Genomic DNA, 20,031 nt, shown 5'->3' on the forward strand with positions numbered 1-20,031 from the left:
CCTAAAACCACCCTATCAATATGCAGGAAAACCCCGGAAGACGAAAATTTGTGTTGACTCTGACCAAAGCGGTGGGCACATCGATGTTAATCAATACGCCCGGCCTGAGTGGGGTGGGACAGCTACAAACCCGCCAACAAGCCTTTACCGTTGGTCAGGTGATGGACTTAATGATGAAAACGATTCCGAATGCACCCTTCGCCAAGACGGTCGATACCCTAAAATCAGGCAGTTCGTCCCAGACTGTGACCGGCATTGTGTCAACGATGTTTGCCACCACTGAGGTCATCGAGAAAACCATTGCTGCGGGCGCTAACTTCATCATCGCCCACGAACCGACTTTTTATAACCATGCCGACGAGACCGACTGGCTGCAAACCGATGACGTCTTTCGCCACAAGCACGAGTTGCTCACCAAAAATGGCATCGCCGTCTGGCGGTTCCACGATTACTGGCATGCTCACCGTCCCGATGGCATTCGGACGGGTATGCTGGCAGCGTTAGGCTGGGAGAACTACATGGATGCCCAGAAACCAAGTTTACTTACGGTACCCGCCACACCGCTGCACCAACTCATTACCCATGTCAAAGCAAAATTAGGTATCAAACTGGTTCGGGTGGTGGGCGATACGGCCCAGATTTGTCAGCGTGTTTTGCTCATGCCGGGAGCCAGTGGCGGGCGGAACCAGATAACGAGTATCGAGCAGATAAAACCCGATGTTGTCCTCTGCGGAGAATCCAGCGAATGGGAAACCCCGGAATACGTGCGGGATGCCCGTCGGCAGGGACAGAAGCTGTCCTTAGTCGTATTGGGCCATATCATGAGTGAAGCAGCGGGTATGGAATGGCTGGTTCCCTGGCTGAAGCCTCAATTACCGGGTGTTACCATCACCTACATTCCATCCGGGAATCCATTTACCTACGTATGAGGTCCACGGTTATTAGCCCGCCCAGTTCTCACGGTCTAAACTTCGGTATTGAATCGCTTCGGCGAGGTGTTCAATTTTTATGTCGTCGCTGTTGGCTAAGTCGGCAATGGTGCGCGATACTTTCAGAATCCGGTCGTAAGCACGGGCCGAGAGGCCCAGCCGTTCCATGGCCGTTTTGAGCAGGGCACGGCCTGCGTCGTTGATGGCGCAAACTTCTTTCACCATCTGCGACGCCATCATCGCATTGGAATACACGCCCGGATGGTCGGCAAACCGGGTTGTCTGGATGTCACGGGCTTTCATCACCCGTGCCCGAATCACTTCGCTGGGTTCATTGGGACGGTTGGCGGTCATCTGATCGAAGGAAACGGGCGTAACTTCTACGTGCAAATCAATGCGGTCGAGGAGCGGCCCGCTGATTTTGGCTAAGTATTTCTGGACGACGCCCGGTCCGCAAACGCACTCTTTTTCAGGATGGTTGTAGTAGCCGCAGGGGCAGGGGTTCATGCTGGCAATGAGCATAAAACTGGCCGGAAACTCTACCGCCCATTTTGCCCGCGAGATACTCACTTTGCGATCTTCGAGCGGTTGCCGCATCACCTCCAGCGCCGACCGTTTAAACTCCGGTAATTCGTCCAGAAACAACACGCCGTTGTGGGCTAAGGAGATTTCACCCGGCTGCGGGAAACTGCCCCCACCCACGAGAGCCGCGTCGGAAATGGTGTGGTGGGGCGACCGATAGGGCCGGGTGGCAATCAGATTCGCCTGTTTGCCGAGTTTACCCGCTACCGAATGGATTTTGGTTGTTTCCAGCGCTTCCTGCAACGTCAGGGGCGGCAGAATACTCGGCAAGCGTTTGGCCAGCATGGTTTTGCCCGCACCGGGCGGGCCAATCATGATCACGTTATGACCACCCGCAGCGGCAATCTCCATTGCCCGTTTGATGTTTTCCTGACCCTGTACGTGCGAAAAATCAGCATCATAGGCATTGATCTGGCTCATGAACAGGTCGCGGGTATCGCTCGACAGGGGTTCAATGTCTTTTTTGCCTTCAAAAAATTCGACTGCTTCCTGCATGGTCGTTACCCCAATCACATCCAACTGATTGACAATGGCGGCTTCCTGCGCGTTTTCGACGGGTAATACAAAGCCTTTATAGCCCTGCTTACGGGCTTCGATAGCAATGGGCAGTACGCCTTTGATGGGTCGCAGGGTACCATCGAGGGCCAGTTCACCCATAATCACATACTCATCGAGGTTGCGCGTTGTTGTGATTTGTTCGGAAGCTTGTAGTACGCAGAGGGCAATGGGCAAATCGTAAGCCGATCCTTCTTTGCGTATGTCGGCAGGAGCAAGGTTCACGACGACTTTCTGGCGGGGCATCCGGTAGCCGAAGAACTTCAGGGAAGCTTCAACGCGCTGCTGACTTTCTTTCACGGCGCTATCGGCCAGGCCAACCATATGAAAGTGCAATCCCTGCGCCACAACAACCTCAATGGTAATCAGGCTGGCATTCACGCCATAGACGGCGCCACCGAATGTTTTTGACAGCATACAAATAAGTCAACTGATTAGGTCGATGAGTTTCAAAACTACGGAGCCAATGGGCAATAAAAAAACCGACCACCAAAAATAGGGTCGGCTGGTTAAAGTAACAGATTTTATTCAGGCATGGTCCGGTTCGATGATGGGCGTGATAAATTCATCAACGTATTCCATGTCAATACGGCGACGGGCCTGTTCCGCATCGTCAAACACCCAGACCTGTGCTGTATAATTTCTTTTATCGAGGACTTCTCATCAGGTTACGGGCATAATTATAGACAACTGGCCCAATTTAGACCTTAGCCCGGAAGAATGTTTTGATTGAGATGGAAAATATTGTTGGGGTCGTACTTTTTCTTTGCTTGCTTAAGACGCAGGAAGTTGGAGCCAAATACGGCTTTTGCTGTTGCTCCTCCTGGGGTACTCATATAATTAGCATAGATACGCCCGCCAGAATAAGCTTGCAAATGATCGAATGTTTCGGTGTGCCAGGCCATATACCTATAGGCATCAGCAGGAATTTGCCATGTCAACCAAAAGGTCAGATGTACGGCACCGGGCTGACGAAGTTCGAAGGCCGTAGCATCATGTGAAATACGGCATACCTCGCCATGCATATAGTGGCTAAAATCAAAACATACTTTACACGAACGCGGAGGTTGGCTAACACATTCCAGAACAAAATCTATAACTTCATCTGACATTCGTTCAAGGTAAGAACCTTTGTTTGAAACATACGGGTCTGTAGTCAAATCGCCACCTGGCTCCATAGTATAAACTTCAGAAAATGGTCTTCTTTTTACGGAATCTTTTTCAGGTGTAACAAACTTGCGAAACTGGTTGAGCAGAAGCTCACCTCGATCCAGATCGCCACTATAGACGAATTCTACCCAACATTCTTTATTGGTTAGATAGCAGTCCGCCTGAAGCTCATCCGGAGCGGTTGCCATGAATTCGTTAAAAAAATGTAATACGGAACGAGCTTTCTTGATCGGATAAGAAAAACTGCCTCCAAGAATTTCGTTAATCGAATGTAACTGATACTCGAAAGATGTAGCAATGCCAAAATTGCCACCCCCACCCCGAATAGCCCAAAATAGCTCTTGATTAATAACTGAATCTGCATTGAGAGTTTGGAGATTTGCTGTTACAAGACGAGCTTTCAATAGGTTATCGCAAGTCGCTCCGTATTTAGCTGAAAGCCACCCTAAACCACCACCTAATACAAGTCCGGCCCCCACGCTGCCACATTCACCTAAGACAGGTGCCAGACCATAAGGAGCCGTAGTAGCAAGAATTTCAGCTGCAGTTGAACCAGCAGATACAATAGCTGTTTTCTTAGCTGCATCGATAGCTATTGTCTTCATTTGTGAAAGATCAATCACAATTCCATTTTCTACTGTTCCCCATCCCATGTTGCTGTGATTGCCTGATCGCACTGCTATTTCCAGTTGATACTGTTGGGCAAATTCCAAGGATTTCAAAACATCCTGTTCATGCTTGCAAGCCGCGATAATCGTGGGATGCTTGTCCATACCCGGGTTCATGAAGCCCCCCTGACGTTTCAATTGGTATTGGGCATTGTCCGGCAGAAATATTTGTCCATTGAAACTTTTTCGAAACTTATTAATTGCCTCCTTATCTAAAACAGAATTAGATGACCTTTCACTTTGTCCGCATCCAATCAGAAATGGTACCATTGCGGTAGTCATTGCAGCCTGCTTAATAAACTCCCTGCGTGTTTTTATTTCTGGTTGGATACTCATACAGATATAGTTTAATCCAGCGAAGCAATGAACAGATTTGTCCCCATTTGTCCACAACTGGCCGGTTGACGCACTTTCAATACAAAATACGCATTCCACATTTTGTATTACAATAGCATTCCGAGTCTTACCTGTCGGCGGAAAGGTGGCGAGCCCACTTCGATACTGCCCTTGTTAAGGCGTTTGGCCTGTCAGCCGGAACTCGAAATTGGAAACCTAAGACCTGCCCGCCATAAGCGTTTTCTGTGTTGCAGAAGACCCGAAAATGGAAGCCTAAACCTTGCCCAACGAGCCGGGCAAGTTGTCGCCCGTGACCCGCCCTGCACACATGATGTTTGGTTCACCCAACCATGCAATGTACACAACCTGTCTAAAATCGTTGCCTAAATCTTCTCCGCAATCCGTAGTTTCGCGCTTCGGGCGCGGGGGTTACGGGCAATCTCGTCGGGTGTGGCTTCGATGGGCTTGCGCGTCACGGCCCGCAGGGGCTTCAAGTCGTTACCAAACAAATCTTTTTCGACTTCGCCCTGAAATTTCCCCTTATTGATGAAGTTCTTCACTAAGCGATCTTCGAGTGAGTGGTAGGACATGACAACCAGGCGTCCGCCCGGTTTCAGAATGTCGGGCACCTGTTCCAGAAACTCCTCCAGCGCCTGTAATTCTTCGTTTACCTCGATACGCAGTGCCTGAAATACCTGAGCGAAATATTTATTTTCCTTCCCGCGTGGCGCATACCGCTGCAGGGCTGCTTTGAGGTCGTTGACGGTTTTGAGCGGACGGTTCGAGCGGGCCGACACGATGGCCCCTGCCGCTGTTCGGGCGTTGGTAATCTCGCCATACATGCCCAGAATCCGGTGCAGTTCCGGTTCAGAATAGTGATTTAAAACCTGCCGCGCGGTGCGGTCGGCCTGCTGGTTCATCCGCATATCGAGGTCGGCATCGAAGCGGGTCGAAAAGCCGCGTTCGGGCGTGTCGATCTGATGCGACGAGATGCCCAGATCGGCCAGAATGCCATCCACCTGCTCGGCTTTGTAGAGCCGCAGGTAGCGTTTGATATTCCGAAAATTGGACGCAACAAATGTTAAGCGCGAATCGGCGAGGGACTGAGCGTTCACGCGGGCATCGGCATCCTGGTCAAAACCGAACAACTTTCCTCCCGCTAACTGATTGAGGATTTCGCGGCTGTGACCACCTCCGCCAAAGGTGATGTCGACATAAGTGCCACCGGGTTGCAGATTCAGCCCGTCGATGCAGGCTTGCAGTAAAACAGGTTCGTGGTAATTGCTCATTCAGAAACTAACCTTCTTTTGTGGTCGTTAATCTTGACATTGACGCTCAGTCATTAACTACAACCTGATTCGAGAACTATATGACTAACTTTCTTCACTTTGCCGCCATTGCGTTGCTGGTATTGCCACCGGCCTGCTCCGGTCAGTCCACATCTGTATCCCGGTCCGATCCAGCCGAGGGTGCGGTTTCAGTTAAACCCGGTCAGTACCGGGCGGTTCTGAAAACCCGCGGGGGCGACTTGCCGTTTGGTTTAGATATTCAGCCGACACCAAATCAGCCTAAAACGTACAGGGTCTTTGCCCTAAATGGTACAGAACGATTGCCAATGGACCCCGCCACCGTGCAGGGTGACTCCCTGCGGATACCGATGGCCCTGTTCGAGTCAGAGTTGGTTGCAAAGATAGACGGTAATACGCTCCGGGGCACCTATCGCCGAAGACGAGTGGGGCAACAGGTTCAAACGCTGCCTTTTGCCGCTCAATATGGATTAACCTATCGGTTTACAAACGATGAAAAAACGCCACAAATTAACCTGACCGGCAAATGGGCGACTGACTTCGGCAGCAAAACCGGCAAAGTCGATACGGTTAACGCAGTGGGTGTATTTGAGCAAAAAGGCAATCGCCTGACGGGTACGTTTCTAACGCCCACCGGCGATTATCGCTACCTTGATGGAAATGTTGTGGGCGATAGCCTGTTTCTATCCTGTTTCGATGGGTCGCATGTCTATTTGTTTAAAGCTAAATACGAGCCGGTCACCAAAACGCTAACGGGTGGTCTGTGGGCGGGCATTTCGGGCTATGAAGCCTGGACAGCCCGTTTCGACTCCGGCGTGGATTCGCCACAAGCTGAACTGCCCGATCCGGCCAAACTAACCTTCCTGAAGTTAGGGGCAAAAACGCTCAGTTTCTCCTTTCCCGAACCTACCGGTAAAGTTGTTTCGTTAACTGACCCGCGCTTCAAAAATAAGGTGACCGTTGTGCAGATTCTGGGTTCGTGGTGCCCTAACTGCATGGACGAAACCAACTTTCTGAGCCCCTGGTACACGCGCAACAAACAGCGGGGGGTTGAAGTCGTCGGGTTAGCCTTCGAGCGGTCGCCGGACATGGCTGTGTCGGGACCGAAGATCGAACGAATGAAGCAGCGTTTTCAGATCGACTACCCCGTTGTGCTGGCCGGAACGAACGATAAAGTGCAGGCGTCCAAAGCCTTACCTGATTTGAATGCCGTTGTCGCCTTTCCAACAACAATTTTCATCGATAAAAAAGGGCAGGTACGGCATATCCACACGGGCTTTTCCGGCCCTGGCACGGGTATGTATTACGATGAATATATAGCAGAATTTAATCGGCTGGTGGATAAGTTACTAATGGAGTAGTATGCGTGCATACTATTTCCAAAAATAATGTCGAGATTTACGTCCATAAGTGAACAGGACGACACCTACCATGAAGAAGGAAAAAACGATTGATTTTCATATAAAATGGGGTTGGCATGCCATTTCGCGCATGTATAACGCCTACGCAGCTCGCTTCGGCATTACGATGGCGATTGGCTATGTGTTGCTCAACATCGACCTCGAAGTAGGCACGCCAGCTACCAAAATTGGCCCCCTGCTGGGCATGGAGCCGCGTTCGCTGGTCAGGATGCTGAAAAGTCTGGAAGAGCGCGGCCTGATTCGGCGGGAGGTAGACGGCCACGATAAGCGATTTGTGCGGATCTACCTGACCGACGAAGGTAAAGCCAAACGGGAAATGGCCCGTGAAGGTGTAATTCAGTTTAATAACATGGTTCGTGAGCGAATTCCACTCGACAAATTGGTGGTGTTTTTCGAAGTAATGAAAGACATTAATCGCCTGGTTGAAGAGGAAAATACGAAACTTAAAACCCCGGAAGCGGAGGAATTATCGTTAGACTAACTGCTCAGGCCTGGAACTATGACGATACCAGCCGATGCCCGCTTGACGAGTTTTGTCAGCCTAATGGAAGTCGTCGGGACATTCTATCGGGCCAATTCCGCCAATTTGCCAAAACGCATGGATATCAGCCGAGAGGACGTAAGTGATTTATTCCGAAGTCTGAATCGCCACCAAGTGCAGTCTTTATTAGTTGGTGGTATGGCAACGGCACTACACGGGCACATCCGGGCAACCGAAGACCTGGATTTATGGATTCGGGTCGGCGAGCCTAACACACAAAATCTGATTGCGGCTTTGCAGGAAAATAATGTAACAGGGGCTGCTTATTTGACGAATGTGCCCTTACTTTTCGGATGGACCAGCGTAGTGGCTGGTAAGCGTGGTTTCACACTTGATATGGGCCACTCGCTGAAAGCGTTTTCGGATGAAGATTTTGATGCCTGTTACGCCCGTGCCCTCGATGCGTCGTTCGATGGAGTTCCCTTTAAAGTGATTCACCTGAACGACCTGATTACCGAAAAGCAGGCCACTGGCCGATTGAAAGATTTAAGTGATGTTGAAGAATTAATTAAAATTAAAAATAACAGAAACGCGGATTGACACTAAACTCATGGAGGTAACCTTAGACAAACCAAAATCGGAGGGGCGCCCCCCTCAAACCAAAAATCGTACCATTCGGCGCGTAGCCGTGCTGGGGTCAGGCATTATGGGGTCGCGCATTGCGGCTCACTTCGCCAATATTGGCACCGATGTGCTGCTGTTAGACATCGTACCGAAAGAACCAAATCCGGCAGAACTGGCGAAAGGCTTAACGACTGACAGCCCGGCTGTACGAAACCGCATCGTTAACGACGCCTTTCAGACCATGCTGAAAGCCAGCCCAGCGTCCCTCTACAGCCCGAAATTTGCCGACCGGATTAAATTGGGCAACTTCGACGATAACCTCAAAGAAATTGCCACCTACGATTGGGTCATTGAGGTTGTGGTGGAGCGGTTAGATATCAAACGGTCGGTGTATGAGCGCGTTGAGCAGTTTCGTAAACCCGGCACGCTCATTACATCCAACACGTCGGGTATTCCAATGCATCTGCTGGCTGAAGGCCGGAGTGAAGATTTTCGGCGAAATTTCTGCGGAACCCACTTCTTCAATCCGCCCCGGTATCTGCGCCTGCTCGAAGTTATTCCCGGCCCCGACACCGACCCAGCCGTTGTTGATTTCCTGATGAGTTACGGCGATTTGTACCTCGGCAAAACCACCGTATTGGGGAAAGATACACCCGGCTTCATCGCCAATCGGCTGGGTATTCAGTCGCTCATTCAGACTATCCGCGTAGCCGAAGACCTGGGCCTGACGGTTGAAGAGGTGGATAAACTCACCGGTCCGGTGGTGGGGCGGCCCAAGTCGGGAACGTTCCGGCTGTCGGATGTGGTGGGGTTGGATACAACCGTTAATGTGGCCAGCAACCTCGTCAAGATGGAGCACGACGAGTCGCGGGCGTCGTTCGAGTTGCCCGCATCGGTGCAGAAACTGATGGAGAATAAGTGGCTCGGCGACAAAACCGGTCAGGGATATTATAAGAAAACGAAAGATGAGAAAGGGCAGACGCAGATTCTGGCCCTCGACCTGAAAACGTTTGATTACAAGCCTTCTGAAAAGGTAAAATTCACAACGCTGGAAAGCACAAAAGCGATAGATAATCTTAAAAAACGCTTCCCCGTTTTAATGGCCGGTCAGGACAAAGCGGGTGAATTCTACCGCCGAACTTTTGCCGACGGGTTTCAGTATGCTACCCACCGCATCCCCGAAATCTCCGACGAACTCTACCGCATCGACGCGGCCATTACGACCGGCTTCGGCTGGCAATTGGGCCTATTCGAGACCTGGGACGCAATTGGCGTTCGAAACGGACTCGACATGATTGAAGCACAGGGGCAGAAGCCTGCGGCATGGGTCTACGATATGCTCGAGGCCGGTTTCGATAGGTTTTATAAAGTTGAGAACGGCAGGCGGAACTACTACGACATTCCGACTAAGAGTTACAAGGCAATTCCGGGCACGGAAGCCTTCACCATCCTTGAGAACCTCTCCAACAATATTGTCTGGAAAAACGCCGGAGCTAACATCATCGACATTGGCGATGGCGTCCTGAACGTTGAATTCCGTAGCAAGATGAACACCTTTGGGGCCGAAGTTTCCGAAGCCCTGAATAAAGGCATCTCGCTGGCCGAGAAGGATTTCCGGGGTTTGGTAGTCGGTAACGACTCGACCGAAGCGTTTTCGGCGGGGGCTAACTTAGGAATGCTCTTCATGTATGCCGTTGAACAGGAGTTCGATGAGGTGAACCTGATGATTGCCCAGTTCCAGAAACTCATTACGCGGCTGCGCTATTCGTCTATTCCGGTTATTGTGGCTCCGCACACGCTTACACTGGGGGGCGGCTGCGAAGCCGTACTGCATGCCGACCGCGCCGTGGCTCATGCCGAAAGCTACATTGGGCTGGTTGAAGTGGGCGTTGGCCTGATTCCAGCCGGTGGTGGCACAAAGGAGATGGCGGCCCGTGCCTCAGACCTCTACCAAACCGGCGACCCGGAATTGAACATTCTGCAAAACGTGTTCATGAACATCGCCACGGCGAAGGTCTCGACCTCGGCGCAGGAAGCCCGCGAGATGAACTACCTCCGCTCAACCGACCAGATTGTGCTGAACCGCAGCCGGTTGCTGGCCGAAGCTAAACAAGCGGCTATCGAACTGGCCGACAATGGCTACACCCAGCCCCAGCCCCGCAGCGACATTAAAGTGCAGGGTAAAACGGGCATCGCTCTGTTCCGGGCGGGGGTTACGGCCATGCACATGGGGCGTTACATTTCGGACCACGACCGGAAAATTGCCGATAAGTTGGCGTATGTCATTTGCGGGGGTGATTTGAGCGCACCGCAACTGGTTTCAGAGCAATATCTGCTCGATTTGGAGCGGGAAGCGTTTCTATCGTTAACAGGCGAAAAGAAGACCCTGGAACGAATTCAGAGCCTGCTGACGGGCGGCAAGCCACTACGGAATTAATAGCTATTTATGTATGATCAGGGGCTTTCTGCATGAACTGTGGAAGGCCCTTTTTTATATAGGTCAGGTTTAGTTTCGGTTAGCAACGGCCCTAATTGAGAACGTTTATCGCAGTATTATTAAGATAGATACCCTGTAGTTGATTGTGGTATTTTGGTTAAAAAGAGAGGTCTTTAATGTAGAAAATGGTATTTATGGTATATTATTTACGTTCATAACCCTAAAAAATGTGTTATTAGGTGTCACTAATTTACCTACCATTTAATATATTTTTGTGCCTAAATCTTCAGAAAAAAGTTATTAAGGGAAACATCTGGCAATTAACATGGGCAACACTACCTAACCCAACTAATGCTTGTTATGAATACCTCCCTTAGTGACGAAGAGATAATTCACCAGTATTTGACCAAACAACCCATCCGATGTTTTGAGACGCTTTATAATCGGTATGCCAACAAGGTTTATCGCCATTGTTTGTCGATGACCAAAGACCCCCTCAAGGCGGAAGATTTCACGCACGATATTTTTCTGAAAGTTTTCAACAAGTTAGACGCTTTTCAGGAACGGTCAAGGTTTGCTACCTGGCTGTACAGCATCGTTTATAACTATTGCTCCGATCAGCTTCGGTTGGCCAAGCGGCTGAACGTCATTCCAATTAACGATGTGCATGGCCATTCCATCGCCGATTCGAACGAAGAACAGGCACCCGAAGAAACGTGGCAACTACTTAACCGAATTCTGGCAACTCGGTCAGCGAGTGAACAGGCCATACTGCGGCTTAAATACGAGGAAGACCTGAGCATTCAGGCGATTGCACAACGCTGTAACCTAACGGAAAGTACCGTAAAAATGCGACTTAAACGAAGCCGGGACAGGATCTATAAACTCTACCAAAAACTCTCCAGGATGTAATAAGCTGTTGCAGAAGCGCTACTGCCATAGGTCAGGAAAACCGGATGGCCGAGTCAGAAGCCGGGCAACCGAACCGTTCGTTAACTTTGACGAACGGGCGGCAGGCTGGCGCATAGCGACTGCGAATTAGGTACATACCACGACAATGATGTGCCTGTAAGTAAACAATTAGGTAGAGAATGCTTTTGGTCGCGTTAAATTTTAGATTACCGTTTTACGTTTTGATTCAGAAACCTATATACCGCTTAATATATTTATAATTTTTTAAAAACCAAACAATGGAGATTTAACGTACCTTTTGTACCGGTAACATGGTATATCAGTACTGTGCCTAACCAAATAAACTACCCCATAAATGATCCCTTTAAAAATTCTACCCCTTAGCGATGAGGAGATGATTCGTCAGTACCTCCCCGATCAGCCTACGCACTGCTTTGAGACACTCTACAACCGCTATGTTAACCGGGTTTACCGACGCTGTCTGTCGATGACCAAAGACCCCCTCAAAGCGGAAGATTTCACGCACGATATTTTTCTGAAAGTTTTCAACAAGTTAGACGCTTTTCAGGAACGGTCCACCTTCTCAACCTGGCTCTATTCAATCGCTTACAATTACTGTGCAGACCAGATACGAATCGATAAACGAATCAGTCTGACAACCATTGACGAAGAGTTTAAACTGGAAATTCCCGAATCGAAGGAGGGGCAACTTCACGAAGAAACGCTTCAGTTGGTCAATAAGGCTATGGAAGCGCTATCTGTCGATGAGAAAAAGTTACTACAGTTTAAATATGAAAAAAGTATGAGCATTGCCGCTATTGCTCAGGCTTGTAACCTGAAAGAGAGTACGGTTAAAATGCGGCTTAAACGAAGCCGGGATAAAATACACCGGTTGTATGCTCAACTGCATGTGAGTTAACCTGATGAGGGCTGATTTTGAGAAAAAATAAAAAATTTCAAAAAAAAGTAAATTTTTTGTGACCAACACCAATGCTTATAGTCTAAAATGTTACTGACCTGTTTTTGACGCCTGGCTATACCCATAGCCAGGCTTTTTTTTGCCAGTTCTGCTTTCCGGCAGGTCATTTGCTGAAGCTACTAAACTGGTCGAGGGCAGCGGGGTTGCGGAGCGTGTCTTTGCTGGTCGCCAATGACGCATCGACGCCCGATAAAATTTTCTTCACCGGTGTTTCGAGCTTCTTGCCACTGATTGTGTAGGGCACTTCTGAGATAGCATACACTGCATCAGGCACATGACGGGGGCTAAACTGATTCCGTAACGTTTGCCTGATGCGGGTAATCAACTCGTCGGTGAGCGAACAACCGGGCTGCAGTACAACAAACAACGGCATAAAATATCCCCCACCGGGTTGTTCCAGACCAACGATTAAGCTATCGGCAATTTCGGGCAGGCTTTCAACCGCGCTGTAAATCTCACTGGTGCCAATCCGAACGCCGTCGCGATTGAGCGTCGCGTCGGAACGGCCATAAATAATGACGCCATTCCGCTCCGTAATGCGAATGTAATCGCCATGTCGCCAAATACCGGGGTATTCTTCAAAGTAACTCTTCTGATACCGGACGTTGCCAGGGTCGTTCCAAAAATAAATGGGCATCGAGGGCATGGGTTCCAGAATGACCATTTCGCCTAATTCACCCCGCACGGGTTTGGCAACCTCGTCGAACGCTTCGACATGACAGCCCAGCAGCCGACACTGAATTTCGCCTTCGTAGACGGGCAAAAGCGGATTGCCGCCCACAAACCCGCTGCATACGTCTGTACCGCCACTGAATGAAATCAGCCAGACCGTCGGCTTCACCGACTCATAAATCCACCGAAAGCCTTCCGGCGGCAGGGGCGAACCAGTCGAGCCTATCGTTCGCAAGTGGGGTAGCTTTGTCGTATCAGCAGGTTTTAAACCGGCGCGCAAACAAGCCAGATAGTAAGCGGCTCCGCCCCCAAAATGATTGATTCGAGCGGCTTCGGCCAGTAACCAAAGCGTATTCAGGTCAGGGTAGCCAGCCGCGCCGTCGTACAGCACGAGCGTGGCCCCGGCGAGCATGGAGCCGAGTGCGAAGTTCCACATCATCCAGCCGGTAGTCGAATACCAGAAGTAGCGGTCGCCAACCCGCACGTCCTGATGCAGGGCCAGTACTTTCAGGTGTTCGAGCAGGCAACCGCCCACACTATGCGTTATGGCCTTTGGTTTTCCCGTTGTGCCCGACGAATACAACACCCAGATAGGATGATTGAAGGGGACCGGCTCGAAGCTTACTCCATCCGGTGCAGGCGTTTTCAGCACCTCACTCCAGATGATGCTGCGCCTGATTTGGGCTGGCGCACTGTCCGGGTTTAAATAGGGAACCCAAATCAGGTGCTGAAGGGTTGGCAGACGTGCGTATAAGTCAGCAACGGCTTCGGTTTTATCGATGGACTTACCATTGTAGCTGTACCCATCTGCGGCAATCAGGATTTTTGGCTCAATTTGACGAAACCGATCTACTACGCTGGCCGTACCAAAATCGGGCGAACAACTCGACCAGACCGCCCCAATGGCATTGGTAGCCAGAAAAGCGACGACCGCTTCGGTGATGTTAGGCAGAAACGCCACTACCCGGTCGCCAACAGTTACGCCCTGCTGACGTAGATACATGGCTACCGCTGCCACCTGCCGCTCCAGTTCCTCCCAGGAAAGAGCGGTAAGCGGCTGTCGTTCTGAGGCCCACAATAAGGCCGGACGCTGTGTGGTTTTATGGCGGAAAATATGCTCCGCATAGTTGATAGTTGATTCCGAAAACCACTCGGTCCCGATCATATCCGCCTGATTCGGTCTGAAAATTACCTGATGGTAAGGCGTGTGGCTCTGCACATCGAAAAATTGCCAGATGCTTTCCCAAAAATCTTCGAGGTCCGTTACCGACCAATCCCAGAGGTCGTCATAATCCCGAAAATACAACCCTTTTTTGATGAAGAGCCAATCCATGTAACGCTTCATCATCGACTGCTCGATAGATTGCCGGGTAGGTGCGTAAAGAGGAGTAAGGGTCGGACGGGCCATAAGCGGGAATAATCGTTAGTCAACAGTCGCCAGTCGGTAGTAGCCATCAACTATTGACTAACGACTATTGACTTCAATGGATTGTTTTTTGGATAAAATGCGTTTCAATAAATTGGGGAAAGGTTGTCTCGAAAAGCTTTACCTTTGTCGTATATTTTGCACTTGCTTAATTACACCCGCTGATAATCAGCTTCATTAGTCTGTGCAAACAGACGATTTACTGTATTTTTCCATGAATCAGGATTCAGATCAGAACGAATCGCGCCGTGATGGTAAGCCCCGTTCTTTTGGCCGTCGGGAGGATGGCCGTACCCCACGCGCCAACCGCGATGGCGACTCACGCCCTACCCGCAATGACGAGCGGCCCCGCGTCGACCGGGATCGCCCGAATCGGCCCGACAGCCGCCCCGATGGACCTCCGCGTTTCAACCGGGAATCCAACAACGACCGCCCCCGCTTTAGTCGCAACGACGATTCACGCCCTACGAACCGCCCCAATGACGACCGTCGCGGGGATTCCAGACCCCCTCGTTTCGACCGGGACCAGAACGACCGCCCAAAATTTAACCGCGATAACGCCAATCGGGATACTAAACCCCGGTTTAACCAGGAACAACGCGACAGCCGATTCGGCAATGCAAACCCGCGCCCTCGCGGGGAGCGCGATGGTGAAGCAACCGGGCGTCCTCGTTTTGAGAATGACCGGAACCGACCCACTGATCGGTTTGGCAAAGATTCGCCCCGACCTGCCGGGCGATTCACTACCCGGGATGATGACCGTCGTACCCCGCGCCCCCGCACGAACCGTGATGGCGACTCACGCAACACGAGCCGTAGCGAAGAGCGGCCCCGTTTCGACCGCGACCGTCCCAACCGCGACGATAAGCGTTCGGAGGGACCGCCACGGTTTAACCGGGAGCGGACGCCACGCGATACGGAGCGGAAGGGCCGATATGCTGGTGGCGATTCGCGCCGGAGCCGGGATGATCGCCCGCAACGACCATCGCGTTTCTCGCGGGACAGTGGACCAGGCAGACCCGAAAAACCCGGGTTCAAGCGTGTTGGTGGGTTCAATCGGGAGGCCGACGAACGCAACAACAGTCGATTTGGCAGGGAGGACCAACCGGGTAACAGCCGTCGCGAACGCGGGAGTCGGGGTGAAGACCAACCGGCTGAGCCATCTCGCTTTTCGAGCCAGCAGCGAAAAGAATCCGGTGATCGGCGGACCGGCGATTATACAAAAGCCCCAGACTACAACCTGGAGCAGGCCCGTGAGCGGACTCCGTTTCGTCGGGATCGGGCTGATGAGCCGCGCGGAGACCGTAAAGGCGGGGGCGAAAAGCCTGCCCGCACGCCATCCAATGACCGTAATCATGACGGCGGACCGGATGGAGCCGGGCTGACCCGGTTAAATCGTTACATTGCCAACTCAGGCGTATGTTCCCGTCGGGAAGCCGACGAACTGATTGCACAGGGCGACATTTCGGTAAACGGTAAGGTTGTTACCGAAATGGGCTACAAAGTCAAAGAGGGCGATACGGTAAAATACGGAACAAAAGTGCTTAATCCTGAGCGCTTTGTATACGTTCTGCTGAACAAGCCTAAAGATTATATTACCACCACCGAAGACCCGGAGGAGCGCAAAACGGTGATGGAATTAGTGGCCGATGCGGGTAGTTTTCGGATGTATCCGGTAGGGCGTCTGGATCGCAACACAACGGGTTTGCTGCTGCTGACGAACGATGGCGAACTGGCCGATAAGCTGACCCATCCGTCGAACAACATCCGTAAGATTTACCAGGTCGAACTGGATAAGCCCATCACTAACGAGCATTTTGAAGCCCTCAAAAAAGGCATTGAACTGGAAGATGGCCCCATCAAACCGGATGCGATTAGTATTGTAACACCCGATGCCTACGTGGTTGGTATCGAAATTCACTCAGGCCGTAACCGCATCGTGCGCCGGATGTTCGAGAGTTTCGGCTACGACGTGAGCAAACTCGACCGCACCACTTACGCCGGCCTCACCAAGAAAGAACTGCCACGGGGCAAGTGGCGTTTTCTCGACCCAAAAGAGGTTGTGAAACTAAAGTACCTTAATTCCTAATGAGTGAGTGATAGAATGAATGATTGAGTGAATAATGTTTGCGTCAGTTATTCACTCAATCACTCATTCTATCATTCACTCATTAACTGTATGAATCACCTGTTTCCCTACATCGAACGGACCTTGCTACACCCCGGCGTGACTCTCAACGAGCAGTATGATGCGCTGGATGAAGTCACGCAATTAGGGATGGCGGGGCTTACCGTTGCGCCATTCTGGGTGAAGAAATTCCGGCGGGAACTGGGTGAAACGCACCCGGTAATTCTCTCAACGGTGGTAGGCTATCCCTTTGGTTATCAGCGCACGGAAGCCAAACAAACCGAAATCGAATGGGCTTTGACCGACGGAGCCAGTGAAATTGAAGTCGTGCTGAACACGTCGGCGCTGTTTTCGCCCGCGTCGGTCTGGCTGAAAATCGAGTTTGCTAAGTTAGTTGCCCTGGTTCACGCACAGGAAAAATCCTTTACCGTCATTATCGAATCATCGCTGCTCGACCAGGAACAACTCCGGAAGACGATTAAGCTGTCTGCGGATGCGGGAGCCGATTTTATTAAAAATTCGACGGGCTGCGCCAACGGCCTGACGGAATATCCTTACAATCATCAGTCGGCGCTGGCCTTCCGGCGGGCGGTTCCGAAGGCGGTAGGGGTGAAGATTGCAGCCGATGGCGCAACGGAGCCGCAACTGGACGAGTTGGTAGCGGCTGGGGTCGAGCGGCTGGCATTGGGGCATCCGATCCGGTAAATCGCCCGTGAGATTTTTAGTGGCAGACAATCATTTTGTAGCTTTGTGCTCCATCAACTTCTTCAGCTATGCGGGCCTGTCTGCCTTTTTTATTTGTACTTTTTCGCCTGCCTGTACTGGCCCAGCCTCCTGCTTATCAGCCTTTTGAAGCAGATAGTGCAGCCGTACCACGCGGGGGTATGGCCGCCTTCAATACATTTATTCAGGCTAATCTTCGTAAACCCGTACTGGCCGAAGCAAAAGGCATGAGTGGTCAGGTCGTTGTGGGCGGAGTTGTGGAACCAGATGGCCGTGTGTCCAATGTGAGTGTAATAAAGAGTCTTCGCCCTGACTGTGACCGCGAAGCCGTGCGCGTGTTCAGGTTATTTAACGCCTGGCAACCAGCGCAAAAAAATGGAAAAACTGTTCGACAACAGGTAAACGCCCTAATTCAATTTAAGCCCAATACACCATTTATCTACGCAAATGGCGCACGCATTAGTTACTTCGATGCCGACAATAAACCTATCGCAGATACTAACCAGGCACGTTACAAACAACTTGCCCCGTTGGACTCAATAAATGGATTACCTGCGGGCGACATTGTCGTTTATAGAACCAAAGGAAAGACCTGGAAGGAAGAATACCGTTTGCCGCTTATTCGTGAAAAAAATGTGTCTCGGAAGGATTCGGATAAAGCCATTTATTTGATCGGCTATCAAAATGGCTATCAACAATGGGATGGGGAACTGTTCACTGTGGACAATGCGGATGGACGCATTCGACAGGAGTATTACCAACATGGCAAAAAATCCGGCCCCGAACTTTCGTATCACGGGAACGGTATAATTGCCGAAAAAATCGATGATTTTGACGAGAAACAGGTCATTACATCGTGGTATTCGACCGGGCAAATTAAACGCATTCGGATAGTTACCAAAAATAAGCCGCTGGCTCCGGCTATTCAGTCAGAACAGGTCGTGGCAGTTTGGGATACTATTGGCAATCAGTATGTTAAAGAAGGCAACGGGCGAGCTATTTATCATACTGAAAGAACATCGCGTAGCGATACCACCAAGCAAACTTCGTTTACAGAGGAGGGACTTTATAAGGACGGGTTCCAGCAAGGTATCTGGACGGGTTACTGTGCGGATAAATCTTATTTTTACGAAGAACAGTACGATAAAGGTATCTGCCTGGGCGGAAAGTCTTGTTCAGCAGGAGGGGATACCGTGCGTTACACTGATCTTGGGCAAATGCCGGAGTTTACAGGCGGTATGCAGGGGCTTGGACAGTTTTTATCGCAAAATCTTCGTTACCCGGCAAATGCCCAGCGGGCCAGAACACAAGGCAAAGTATTTGTCAGTTTTACCGTTTGTACAGACGGCACACTCTGTGATTATCAAGTAGTGAAAGGTGCTCATCCCGATTTGGATCAGGAAGCCGTGCGGGTTGTGAAACAGATGAGCGGACGCTGGAAGCCGGGAGTTCAGCGCGGGGAAAAAGTCCGGGTGAAGTACAATCTGCCAATTAATTTTAGCTTGAATTAATGCCGGTGAAGCCCATCACGGGTTGAAACCCGTGGATACGTTCGTAAATTTGCCCCGTAACTCCCGCCTACATGTCGCTCAAGCAAGTTCCCCTTCACCACATTCATCAGCAGTCCGGCGCGAAAATTGTGCCGTTTGCGGGTTTCGAGATGCCCGTTCGCTACTCCTCCGACCTCGACGAACACAATACCGTCCGTACTGGTGTTGGCGTTTTCGATGTTTCGCACATGGGCGAGTTTGTCCTGAAAGGAGAAGGCGCACTGGCTCTTATTCAGCGCGTATCGGCTAATGACGCCAGCGTTTTGTTCGATGGCAAAGTGCAGTATAGCTACCTGCCCAACGGGCGGAGTGGCATTGTTGATGACCTGCTCGTGTATCGAATCAGTTCGCTGGAATACATGCTCGTCGTAAATGCGTCGAATATTGAAAAAGACTGGAACTGGATTAGTCAGTATGCGGCTGATTATGAGGTCGATTTGGTGAATATTTCGGATGGTATGTGCCTGTTTGCCGTGCAGGGACCCTTAGCCGCCAAAGCACTACAGCCGCTCACCAATACCGACTTAGACTCGATGGATTATTACACGTTCGAGAAAACCGACTTTGCCGGTTGCGCCAACGTGATTGTGTCGGCAACGGGCTACACGGGCGCAGGCGGCTTCGAGATTTACGTTTCCAATCACCAGGCCGAACCCGTTTGGAACGCCATCATGCAGGCCGGAGCGCCGTATGGCATTAAACCCATTGGCTTAGGCGCCCGCGATACGCTCCGGCTCGAAATGGGCTACAATCTCTACGGCAACGACATCACCGACGAGACATCGCCCATTGAAGCGGGCTTAGGCTGGGTCACCAAATTTACCCACGACTTCATCGACGCTAACGTGCTGAAAGCCCAAAAAGAACAGGGTGTTTCCCGAAAATTGGTTGGTTTTGAATTAGTTGATCGAGGTGTTCCGCGTGGCCATTATGAACTGACCGACGCCGGGGGCAATCCAATTGGCGAGGTAACGTCCGGCACGCAGTCGCCCACGCTGGGCAAGGGAGTAGGCCTGGGCTATGTGCAAACGGCGTTTAGTAAACCCGGCTCCGAAATCTACGTCAATGTCCGGGACCGGCTCCTGAAGGCTCAGGTCGTTAAACTTCCTTTCGTGAAAAAATGATTATTCT

Annotated in this window: 15 protein-coding genes; 11 read left to right on the forward strand and 4 right to left on the reverse strand. The window is 50.9% G+C overall.

Annotated elements, in window-relative coordinates; all coding sequences use genetic code 11:
* The first annotated feature begins 20 nt into the window (after positions 1-20).
* Complete coding sequence (locus ACYVI1_RS06405; RefSeq protein ID WP_460907950.1) at positions 21-929, forward strand: Nif3-like dinuclear metal center hexameric protein; 909 nt, start codon at positions 21-23, stop codon at positions 927-929.
* Between the two features lie 12 nt (positions 930-941).
* On the opposite strand, the gene ACYVI1_RS06410 is transcribed toward ACYVI1_RS06405, so the two are convergent.
* The 3 genes from ACYVI1_RS06410 to rsmH form a co-directional block, all read right to left on the reverse strand.
* A complete protein-coding gene (locus tag ACYVI1_RS06410; protein WP_460907951.1) occupies positions 942-2,483 on the reverse strand; it encodes a YifB family Mg chelatase-like AAA ATPase in 1,542 nt (513 codons plus the stop codon).
* Positions 2,484-2,773: 290 nt separating this feature from the next.
* Positions 2,774-4,240: an FAD-binding oxidoreductase gene (locus ACYVI1_RS06415; protein ID WP_460907953.1), complete on the reverse strand. Its 1,467-nt coding sequence runs from the start codon at positions 4,238-4,240 to the stop codon at positions 2,774-2,776.
* A gap of 383 nt (positions 4,241-4,623) precedes the next feature.
* Positions 4,624-5,529 carry a 16S rRNA (cytosine(1402)-N(4))-methyltransferase RsmH gene (gene rsmH, locus ACYVI1_RS06420; RefSeq protein ID WP_460907956.1) on the reverse strand — a complete coding sequence of 302 codons (906 nt, stop codon included), beginning with the start codon at positions 5,527-5,529 and terminating at the stop codon, positions 4,624-4,626.
* An 80-nt stretch (positions 5,530-5,609) separates the two neighbouring features.
* Here rsmH and ACYVI1_RS06425 point away from each other — a divergent pair, with 80 nt between their 5' ends.
* The 6 genes from ACYVI1_RS06425 to ACYVI1_RS06450 all read left to right on the forward strand — a co-directional run bounded on the left by ACYVI1_RS06425 (position 5,610) and on the right by ACYVI1_RS06450 (position 12,341).
* The gene (locus tag ACYVI1_RS06425; protein ID WP_460907958.1) at positions 5,610-6,908 is read left to right on the forward strand and encodes a peroxiredoxin family protein; all 1,299 of its coding nucleotides are present in this window, start codon (positions 5,610-5,612) and stop codon (positions 6,906-6,908) included.
* 70 nt (positions 6,909-6,978) lie between these two features.
* A complete protein-coding gene (locus ACYVI1_RS06430) occupies positions 6,979-7,449 on the forward strand; it encodes a MarR family winged helix-turn-helix transcriptional regulator (protein ID WP_460907960.1) in 471 nt (156 codons plus the stop codon).
* Between the two features lie 18 nt (positions 7,450-7,467).
* Positions 7,468-8,049 (forward strand): hypothetical protein, encoded by a 582-nt coding sequence (locus ACYVI1_RS06435; RefSeq protein WP_460907963.1) that lies wholly within the window; start codon positions 7,468-7,470, stop codon positions 8,047-8,049.
* Positions 8,050-8,059: 10 nt separating this feature from the next.
* Positions 8,060-10,510, forward strand: a complete 2,451-nt coding sequence (locus ACYVI1_RS06440) for a 3-hydroxyacyl-CoA dehydrogenase/enoyl-CoA hydratase family protein (RefSeq protein ID WP_460907966.1) — start codon at positions 8,060-8,062, stop codon at positions 10,508-10,510.
* A gap of 360 nt (positions 10,511-10,870) precedes the next feature.
* Positions 10,871-11,422: an RNA polymerase sigma factor gene (locus tag ACYVI1_RS06445; protein WP_460907968.1), complete on the forward strand. Its 552-nt coding sequence runs from the start codon at positions 10,871-10,873 to the stop codon at positions 11,420-11,422.
* Between the two features lie 355 nt (positions 11,423-11,777).
* Positions 11,778-12,341: an RNA polymerase sigma factor gene (locus ACYVI1_RS06450; RefSeq protein ID WP_460907970.1), complete on the forward strand. Its 564-nt coding sequence runs from the start codon at positions 11,778-11,780 to the stop codon at positions 12,339-12,341.
* 163 nt (positions 12,342-12,504) lie between these two features.
* Here the strand turns inward: ACYVI1_RS06450 and ACYVI1_RS06455 are convergent, their stop codons facing one another.
* The gene (locus tag ACYVI1_RS06455) at positions 12,505-14,481 is read right to left on the reverse strand and encodes an acetoacetate--CoA ligase (RefSeq protein WP_460907972.1); all 1,977 of its coding nucleotides are present in this window, start codon (positions 14,479-14,481) and stop codon (positions 12,505-12,507) included.
* A gap of 232 nt (positions 14,482-14,713) precedes the next feature.
* Between ACYVI1_RS06455 and ACYVI1_RS06460 the strand changes: the two genes are divergently transcribed.
* The 4 genes from ACYVI1_RS06460 to gcvT all read left to right on the forward strand — a co-directional run bounded on the left by ACYVI1_RS06460 (position 14,714) and on the right by gcvT (position 20,024).
* Positions 14,714-16,588 carry a pseudouridine synthase gene (locus ACYVI1_RS06460; protein ID WP_460907974.1) on the forward strand — a complete coding sequence of 625 codons (1,875 nt, stop codon included), beginning with the start codon at positions 14,714-14,716 and terminating at the stop codon, positions 16,586-16,588.
* A 90-nt stretch (positions 16,589-16,678) separates the two neighbouring features.
* Positions 16,679-17,332, forward strand: coding sequence for a deoxyribose-phosphate aldolase (locus tag ACYVI1_RS06465; RefSeq protein ID WP_460907976.1), 654 nt, complete (start codon positions 16,679-16,681; stop codon positions 17,330-17,332).
* Positions 17,333-17,511: 179 nt separating this feature from the next.
* The gene (locus ACYVI1_RS06470) at positions 17,512-18,861 is read left to right on the forward strand and encodes an energy transducer TonB (protein WP_460907978.1); all 1,350 of its coding nucleotides are present in this window, start codon (positions 17,512-17,514) and stop codon (positions 18,859-18,861) included.
* A gap of 71 nt (positions 18,862-18,932) precedes the next feature.
* Positions 18,933-20,024, forward strand: coding sequence for a glycine cleavage system aminomethyltransferase GcvT (gcvT, locus tag ACYVI1_RS06475; RefSeq protein WP_460907980.1), 1,092 nt, complete (start codon positions 18,933-18,935; stop codon positions 20,022-20,024).
* Positions 20,025-20,031 lie beyond the last annotated feature (7 nt).

The sequence above is a fragment of the Spirosoma areae genome (assembly GCF_054781775.1).

Excerpts from the sequence above, each read along its gene's own strand:
- ACYVI1_RS06440 (WP_460907966.1), top strand. The coding sequence starts at position 8,060 with ATGGAGGTAACCTTAGACAAACCAAAATCGGAGGGGCGCCCCCCTCAA.
- ACYVI1_RS06470 (WP_460907978.1), top strand. The coding sequence starts at position 17,512 with ATGGCCGCCTTCAATACATTTATTCAGGCTAATCTTCGTAAACCCGTA.
- ACYVI1_RS06450 (WP_460907970.1), top strand. The coding sequence starts at position 11,778 with ATGATCCCTTTAAAAATTCTACCCCTTAGCGATGAGGAGATGATTCGT.
- ACYVI1_RS06435 (WP_460907963.1), top strand. The coding sequence starts at position 7,468 with ATGACGATACCAGCCGATGCCCGCTTGACGAGTTTTGTCAGCCTAATG.
- ACYVI1_RS06415 (WP_460907953.1), bottom strand. The coding sequence starts at position 4,240 with ATGAGTATCCAACCAGAAATAAAAACACGCAGGGAGTTTATTAAGCAG.
- ACYVI1_RS06405 (WP_460907950.1), top strand. The coding sequence starts at position 21 with ATGCAGGAAAACCCCGGAAGACGAAAATTTGTGTTGACTCTGACCAAA.
- ACYVI1_RS06460 (WP_460907974.1), top strand. The coding sequence starts at position 14,714 with ATGAATCAGGATTCAGATCAGAACGAATCGCGCCGTGATGGTAAGCCC.
- ACYVI1_RS06430 (WP_460907960.1), top strand. The coding sequence starts at position 6,979 with ATGAAGAAGGAAAAAACGATTGATTTTCATATAAAATGGGGTTGGCAT.
- rsmH (WP_460907956.1), bottom strand. The coding sequence starts at position 5,529 with ATGAGCAATTACCACGAACCTGTTTTACTGCAAGCCTGCATCGACGGG.
- ACYVI1_RS06410 (WP_460907951.1), bottom strand. The coding sequence starts at position 2,483 with ATGCTGTCAAAAACATTCGGTGGCGCCGTCTATGGCGTGAATGCCAGC.
- gcvT (WP_460907980.1), top strand. The coding sequence starts at position 18,933 with ATGTCGCTCAAGCAAGTTCCCCTTCACCACATTCATCAGCAGTCCGGC.
- ACYVI1_RS06455 (WP_460907972.1), bottom strand. The coding sequence starts at position 14,481 with ATGGCCCGTCCGACCCTTACTCCTCTTTACGCACCTACCCGGCAATCT.
- ACYVI1_RS06465 (WP_460907976.1), top strand. The coding sequence starts at position 16,679 with ATGAATCACCTGTTTCCCTACATCGAACGGACCTTGCTACACCCCGGC.
- ACYVI1_RS06445 (WP_460907968.1), top strand. The coding sequence starts at position 10,871 with ATGAATACCTCCCTTAGTGACGAAGAGATAATTCACCAGTATTTGACC.
- ACYVI1_RS06425 (WP_460907958.1), top strand. The coding sequence starts at position 5,610 with ATGACTAACTTTCTTCACTTTGCCGCCATTGCGTTGCTGGTATTGCCA.